Source organism: Pseudomonas endophytica (assembly GCF_001411475.1).
GTDB lineage: Bacteria > Pseudomonadota > Gammaproteobacteria > Pseudomonadales > Pseudomonadaceae > Aquipseudomonas > Aquipseudomonas endophytica.
Genome location: NZ_LLWH01000190.1, coordinates 21584 through 28294 on the forward strand (window position 1 = coordinate 21584; position 6711 = coordinate 28294).

General features: G+C 57.9%; 6 protein-coding genes. 3 read left to right on the plus strand and 3 right to left on the minus strand.

All coding sequences use genetic code 11. The features are described 5' to 3' along the window. Window position 1: 1 nt before the first annotated feature. Window positions 2–1354, minus strand: a complete 1353-nt coding sequence (locus AQS70_RS16910; RefSeq protein WP_055103910.1) for a 3-oxoacyl-ACP reductase — start codon at window positions 1352–1354, stop codon at window positions 2–4. Between the two features lie 122 nt (window positions 1355–1476). On the opposite strand from AQS70_RS16910, the gene AQS70_RS16915 reads away from it, so the two are divergent. After that, a complete protein-coding gene (locus tag AQS70_RS16915; protein ID WP_055103911.1) occupies window positions 1477–2751 on the plus strand; it encodes an acetyl-CoA C-acetyltransferase in 1275 nt (424 codons plus the stop codon). A gap of 185 nt (window positions 2752–2936) precedes the next feature. On the opposite strand, the gene AQS70_RS16920 is transcribed toward AQS70_RS16915, so the two are convergent. Next, on the minus strand, window positions 2937–3965 hold the full coding sequence (locus tag AQS70_RS16920; protein WP_055103912.1) for a bile acid:sodium symporter family protein: 1029 nt from the start codon (window positions 3963–3965) through the stop codon (window positions 2937–2939). A gap of 82 nt (window positions 3966–4047) precedes the next feature. On the opposite strand from AQS70_RS16920, the gene AQS70_RS16925 reads away from it, so the two are divergent. Both AQS70_RS16925 and AQS70_RS16930 read left to right on the plus strand, forming a co-directional pair. Continuing rightward, window positions 4048–4839 carry an AraC family transcriptional regulator gene (locus tag AQS70_RS16925; RefSeq protein WP_055103913.1) on the plus strand — a complete coding sequence of 264 codons (792 nt, stop codon included), beginning with the start codon at window positions 4048–4050 and terminating at the stop codon, window positions 4837–4839. Between the two features lie 253 nt (window positions 4840–5092). Next, window positions 5093–5986, plus strand: coding sequence for a PA4780 family RIO1-like protein kinase (locus AQS70_RS16930; protein WP_055103914.1), 894 nt, complete (start codon window positions 5093–5095; stop codon window positions 5984–5986). Window positions 5987–6083: 97 nt separating this feature from the next. On the opposite strand, the gene AQS70_RS16935 is transcribed toward AQS70_RS16930, so the two are convergent. Then, window positions 6084–6711 (minus strand): MBL fold metallo-hydrolase (locus AQS70_RS16935; protein ID WP_055103915.1); only part of this gene is annotated, 628 nt, incomplete at its 5' end.

A 6711-nucleotide genomic window follows, 5' to 3' on the forward strand; every position in this document is an offset into this window, starting at 1 on the left:
TTCAAGCCCCCAATGCACTTTGCCCACAGACCCGCAGCGCCTGCCCGCTGACGGCACCAGAACCCGGCTGGCCGAGCCAAGCAACGGCTTCGGCAACGTCTTGTGGCAAACCACCTTGGCCCAGCGAGCTCATGCGCCGACCTGCTTCGCGTAGGGCTAGCGGGATGTGCGCGGTCATTTGGGTTTCGATAAAGCCCGGCGCAACGGCGTTGATGCTAATCCCGCGCTCCGCCAGCAGTGGCGCCCACGCGTGGGCCAAGCCAATCAGCCCGGCTTTGCTCGCGGCATAGTTGGTTTGCCCACGATTACCGGCGATTCCGCTGATCGAGGCGAGCAACACCACTCGGCCGTTGTCGCGCAACGTGCCGCTGTCTAGCAGGGCTTTAGTCAGCACTTGAGGGGCGTTGAGGTTGACGGCGAGCACCGCATCCCAAAATTCAGGTGTCATATTGGCCAAGGTTTTGTCGCGAGTAATGCCCGCGTTGTGGACCACGATGTCGATCCCTTCAGGTAAGTATTCGATCAACTGCGCTGGGGCGTCTGCGGCACAAATGTCCAAGGCAATGCTGCGCCCGCCCAAGCGTGCCGCCAGCGCCTCAAGCTCAGTGTTGGCCGACGGTACGTCGAGCAACACCACCTCGGCCCCGTCACGGGCTAACGTTTCGGCAATCGCGGCGCCAATACCGCGAGCAGCCCCAGTGACCAGCGCTGTGCGGCCGCTAAGCGGGCGCGTCCAGTCCTGCACCTGCGTGTCGCATGGGCTAAGGCGCAAGACTTGACCACTGATAAAGGCACTTTTCGGTGAAAGGAAAAACCGCAACGCGCCTTCAAGTTGGTCTTCTGCTCCGTCGTCGATATACAGCAGTTGCAAGGTGCCGCCGCTGCGCAACTCCTTGGCCAGTGATCGAGCAAAGCCTTCGAGCGCGCGCTGCGCACTGGCGGCAAAAGGGTCGCGCTGGGTGTCGGGCGCACGGCCTAGGATCACGATATGCGCGCTTGGAGCCAAGCTGCGCAGCAGTGGCTGAAAGAACTCACGCAATTGCTTGAGCTGATCGGGGTGCAGCAACTCGCTAGCATCAAACACCACGGCTTTGAGCTTGGGGCCTTGGCCGGGGATCCATGGGTTGGCTTCCCACGCGCCGGGGCCATAGCTGAACACAGCATCGGTGAGCTTCGGCGCGATAGCGCCGACGTTGGCTGCCAGAGCGCCGCCGCCGAGTAACAACGCACCTTCTATCGGACGTAAGCGTCCTGCTTGCCAGCGTTCCAGTCGTACCGGCGACGGCAGCCCCAATGCACCGACCAGTCGATGGCCGATAGATGAGTTGGCAAAGTCGATATAACGGTCTGACATGGAACACTCTCCGACAGATGGGGTTCAAAGGGTTGACCACAAACACGTCATGGTCGTTCGTTTTCAGCGATTGAACCTACGCTTGTAACGATCAATGGCCTTGAAAGGATAGGGAGCATCTTATGAGTTTGCGCCGAGTAGCCATCATTGGTGGTAACCGAATTCCATTTGCCCGCTCTAACGGGCCGTACGCGACGGCCAGCAACCAGACGATGTTGACCGCTGCCCTCGAAGGGCTGATCGAACGTTACAACCTGCATGGGTTACGCATGGGCGAAGTAGTGGCCGGGGCGGTACTCAAGGATTCCAGGGACTTTAGCCTGACCCGTGAGTGCGTACTGGGCTCGCGCCTGTCGCCGCAAACCCCGGCCTACGACCTGCAACAAGCCTGCGGGACTGGGCTTGAGGCGGCGTTGCTGGCGGCCAACAAAATTGCTTTGGGGCAGATCGACTGTGCAATTGCCGGAGGCGTAGACAGCGCCTCTAACGTGCCGATTGGCCTGAATGATGGGCTGCGCAAGTGGTTATTGCAGCTCAACCGCACCAAGGCACCGTTGGATAAAGTCAAAGCCTTGTTGCAATTGCGCCCGCAGTTTTTGAAGCCCGCCTTCCCGCGTAACGGCGAACCCCGCACCGGGTTGTCGATGGGCCAGCATTGCGAATTGATGGCGCAGACTTGGCACATCCCTCGAGACGAGCAAGACGCTTTGGCCTTGCACAGCCATCAGGCGTTATCGGCGGCGTATCACGAGGGCTGGCAGGACGATTTGCTTACCCCGTTTTTGGGGCTTGTTCGCGACAACAATCTACGCCCGGAATTGACACTGGAACAGCTAGCAGCGCTTAAACCCGCGTTTGAACGCAGCGCCAAAGGTACGTTGACGGCGGGTAACTCCACACCGCTGACCGATGGAGCATCAGTGGTGTTGCTGGGGAGTGAGGCGTGGGCTAAAGAACGTGGCTTGCCGATATTGGCTTACCTGCGCGATGGTGAAACGGCGGCGGTGGATTTCGTCCACGGAGCTGAAGGGTTGCTGATGGCGCCTGTGTATGCGGTCCCACGGCTGTTGGCGCGTAATGGCCTGACCTTGCAGGACTTTGACTACTACGAAATTCACGAGGCATTTGCCGCTCAGGTGCTGTGTACCTTGAAAGCATGGGAAGACGCTGAGTATTGCCAGCAAAAGCTCGGTTTGGCAGGGCCGTTGGGCGCCATTGATCGCAGCAAACTCAACGTCAAAGGCAGCTCATTGGCGGCAGGTCATCCGTTTGCAGCAACGGGCGGGCGCATCGTGGCCAACTTGGCCAAGCTACTGGCCAGCGCCGGGCAGGGGCGAGGGTTGATCTCGATCTGCGCAGCGGGTGGCCAAGGTGTAACCGCGATTATTGAGCGTTAATCCCGGACGTATTCCTGCTTGGATTCAGGCGCTTTTAGATCAAAAGATCGCAGCCTGCGGCAGCTCCTACCAAAAGCAGAAGCTGCTCCGGTTGTGGCCGCAGCAACGCAGGCGACATAAAAAGATCAAAAAGATGAGCTGTGGAGCGAGCTTTCGCTGTAATCGCACTTGAGCCTTTCAGGCCGCTAATTGGCTGCGACGGCATTTGCGCTTTGCTCGGCTTGCTCTTGTCGATTACGGGTGGCGTAGCTTTCAGCCATCACCGAGCAGACGATCAATTGCAGTGGGTGGTAGATCATGATCGGCAACAAGATCAGGCCCAAGCCAGGGTTGGCGCCGAAGATCAATGCGGCCATCGGGGCCCCGGCAGCGAGTGATTTTTTGCTGGCGCAAAACACCGCAGCAATTTCATCGGCGGTGCTGAACTGCAAGGCGCGGGCACTGCGGGTGGTCATCCACAGAATAATCGCGAGCAATATCGCGCTGCCAACGAAGGCGCTGAAGATCACCGAGGAGCCTTGCTGTTGCCACATGCCCGAGACCATCGAGTTGCAGAAGGCCGCGTACACCAGCAGCAAGATCACCACTTTGTCGCAGATGTTGGTGTAGCGCTTGTGGCGGGCGAAGAAGCGTCCAAACACTGGGCGTACCAGTTGCCCGAGTACCAGCGGCAGTAACAGCATGGCGCACAGGTCGAGGAGCGTTGAGCCCAAGTCGATACCGCCCGAGCCGCTCCCGACGACGAAGCTCACCAGCAGTGGGGTCAAGAATATCCCCAGTACGCTCGACAGGCTGGCGTTGAGAATCGCAGCGGGCACGTTACCGCCAGCGCTGCCGGTCAGCGCTACAGACGAAGAAATCGTTGAAGGTAGGGCGCAGAGGTAGAAGAAGCCGAGCATCAGCAGCGGCGGGATATGTGCCCCCAGCAGTGTGTTGGCGACCACCCAGATCAGCGGAAACACGATAAAGGTGAAGCCCTGAACCATGAAGTGCAGACGGATGTTTTTTAGGCCGTGACGAATTTGCTCGCTGGACAGGTTGACCCCGTGCAGGAAGAACACCAGAAACACGCCGATGTTGATCACGATTTCCGCGTGCATGGCACCGCCGGTACCGCCGAACGTTGGAAAGAAGTAGGCAAGCAGGGTCGCTAACAACATGCCGCACAGAAACCAGTCTGTGAACAATCGTTTGAGGTGTTTGAACACATGCATCGTCGGCACCAGAACATTGTAAGAATTGATGACTTAGCCTAACGTCGAACCTTTCTGACGTCTTGCGACATAAGGCCAACCAATGCCGCCAAACGGACAACGGGGTGCAGAACGCGCCATTCCTGCGCTTAATGCCTTACCCAGGCCCCTGTATGCCCGAGCCGAAAGCTTGGGCGCTGGCTCGTGGACTCCACGTCACCGACACGATTGGGTGCAGTTTTCTTACGCCATCAGCGGGGTGCTGGGTGTGCATACCGATCAAGGCAGTTTTTTTGCGCCGCCACAGTGGGGTGTCTGGATTCCGGCCGGGCTTGAGCATGAGGTCGTGACGTCGATGCGCGCTGAAATGCGCAGTCTGTATGTGCGTCGCGAGGATTGCCTGTGGGCGCCTGAACACTGTCGTGTGTTGGAAGTGACGCCGCTGGCGCGTGAGCTGATCAAAAGTTTTTGCGCGTTGCCAGTGTATTACCCGCAAGGTGGCAGCCCTGAAGAGCGCTTGGTGCAGGTGCTGCTCGACCAACTGGCAGGCCTGAGCCAGGTCGGCTTTTCGTTGCCATTACCGCGGCACGCACGGTTGTTGGCGCTGTGTAACGAGCTGATCGAGAACCCCGACGCGGACGTCACCTTGAGCCAGTGGGCTGAGCGTTTGGGGGCTTCTGAAAAAACCCTGATGCGCCTGTTTGACCGTGAAACAGGCATGAGTTTTCGCAGTTGGCGCCAGCGTATGCGTTTGTTGTCGTCTTTGCGGGTGTTGGAAGAGGGCGGCAGTGTGACCTTGGCCGCGTTGTCCTGTGGCTATGAGTCGACCTCCGCTTTTATCGCGGCGTTTAAAAAAATGTTTGGCTTCACACCCGGCGAGTTATTCAGACATTGAGAGCGGCGCTTTCGGAAAAGACCTGCATACATTCTGCTTGGCTCTAGTAGGGTGCGCGTCTGATAAACGGGATTAGTCGATACCCGATGTTTGTCGCTCGTCTATTATCCAGAGCGGTAAACGTTGGATTTTTTGGCACATGACGTGCCTACAAGCGACTCTTGTGCGGTCCCCCTCTCCCCGTAGTGAGTGGATTGCCGTATAACGAGTGACATTCGCGTGTTTGGTAACAAAGGACCCACAATAAAAGCTGATGAAGACTCCAAAACGCTTAGAACCCCTGATCGAAGACGGTCTGATCGACGAGGTGCTGCGCCCACTTATGAGTGGTAAAGAAGCAGCTGTTTATGTGGTCCGCTGCGGCAATGAGCTGCGATGCGCCAAGGTTTATAAGGAGGCTAACAAACGAAGTTTCCGCCAGGCCGCTGAGTATCAGGAGGGTCGCAAGGTTCGCAATAGCCGTCAGGCCCGAGCGATGGCCAAAGGCTCCAAGTTCGGTCGTAAAGAAACCGAAGATGCCTGGCAGAACGCCGAAGTAGCCGCACTCTTCAGGTTGGCGGGCGCTGGTGTTCGCGTGCCCAAGCCGTTCGACTTCCTTGAAGGCGTGCTGCTGATGGAACTGGTGGCCGATGAGTACGGCGACGCTGCGCCGCGTTTGAATGATGTGGTGTTAGAGCCGGATCAAGCCCGCGAGTACCACGCGTACCTGATTTCGCAGATCGTGCTGATGTTGTGTACGGGACTGGTCCATGGTGACTTGTCCGAGTTCAACGTCTTGCTCACGCCTACGGGGCCAGTGATTATCGACTTGCCTCAGGCGGTGGATGCGGCAGGTAATAACCACGCGTTCAGCATGTTGGAGCGCGATGTGGGCAACATGGCTTCTTACTTTGGGCGTTTTGCGCCTGAGTTGAAGAAAACCAAGTACGCCAAAGAAATGTGGGCGCTGTATGAAGCGGGCACTTTGAGCCCGAGCAGCGTGTTGACCGGCGAGTTTGACGAGCCGGAAGACTTGGCAGATGTCGGCGGTGTGATCCGTGAGATCGAAGCAGCGCGCTTGGACGAAGAACGTCGTCAGGCGGTGCGTGCCGCAGATGACGCGCCACCGAGCAAAACCGAAGAGCCGCCTCCACCATGGATGCAGTGATTCGTGAATAAAAAATCCGGCTCAGGCCGGATTTTTATGCTTGGAATTTGGCTTGGGATCATTTTGGCTGTTAAAAACAAGAAAATCGCAGCCCATTTTAAAAGCAATTAAGCGGGATTTTTAAGCTGCGCAGGCCGCTTTCATCGGCGGGCGGTAGGTTGCCAGCGCGGATGTTGACTTGGATCGCCGGGATCAACAGTGCCGGGACTCCAAGCGTGGCGTCGCGGGTGGTGCGCATGTCGACAAAGTCTGCCAGTGCAACGTTGTCGTTAACGTGGATATTTCGCGCGCGTTGTTCACCCACGGTGCTCGACCACACGGCTTCGCGCCCGTCTGGTGGGTAATCGTGGCACATGAACAATCGAGTCGCGTCCGGCAAGGCGAGCAAGCGCTTGATGGATTGATACAACTGCTGTGCATCGCCCCCCGGAAAGTCGCAGCGCGCGGTGCCCACATCCGGCATGAACAGGGTATCGCCGACAAATAGGTTGTCGTGTTCTATCTGGTAGGCCATGTCGGCTGGGGTATGTCCCGGTACGTGGAGGGCCTGCACACGCAAACGTCCGATGTGGAAAATCTCATCCGGCTCAAACAAGCGATCAAACTGCGAGCCGTCCAGCTTGAACTCAGGCTCTAAGTGATAGATGTCCCGGAACACCCCTTGGACTTGGGTAATCGCTGAGCCAATGCCGATCTGACCGCCCAGTTTTTGCTTGAGGTAGGCG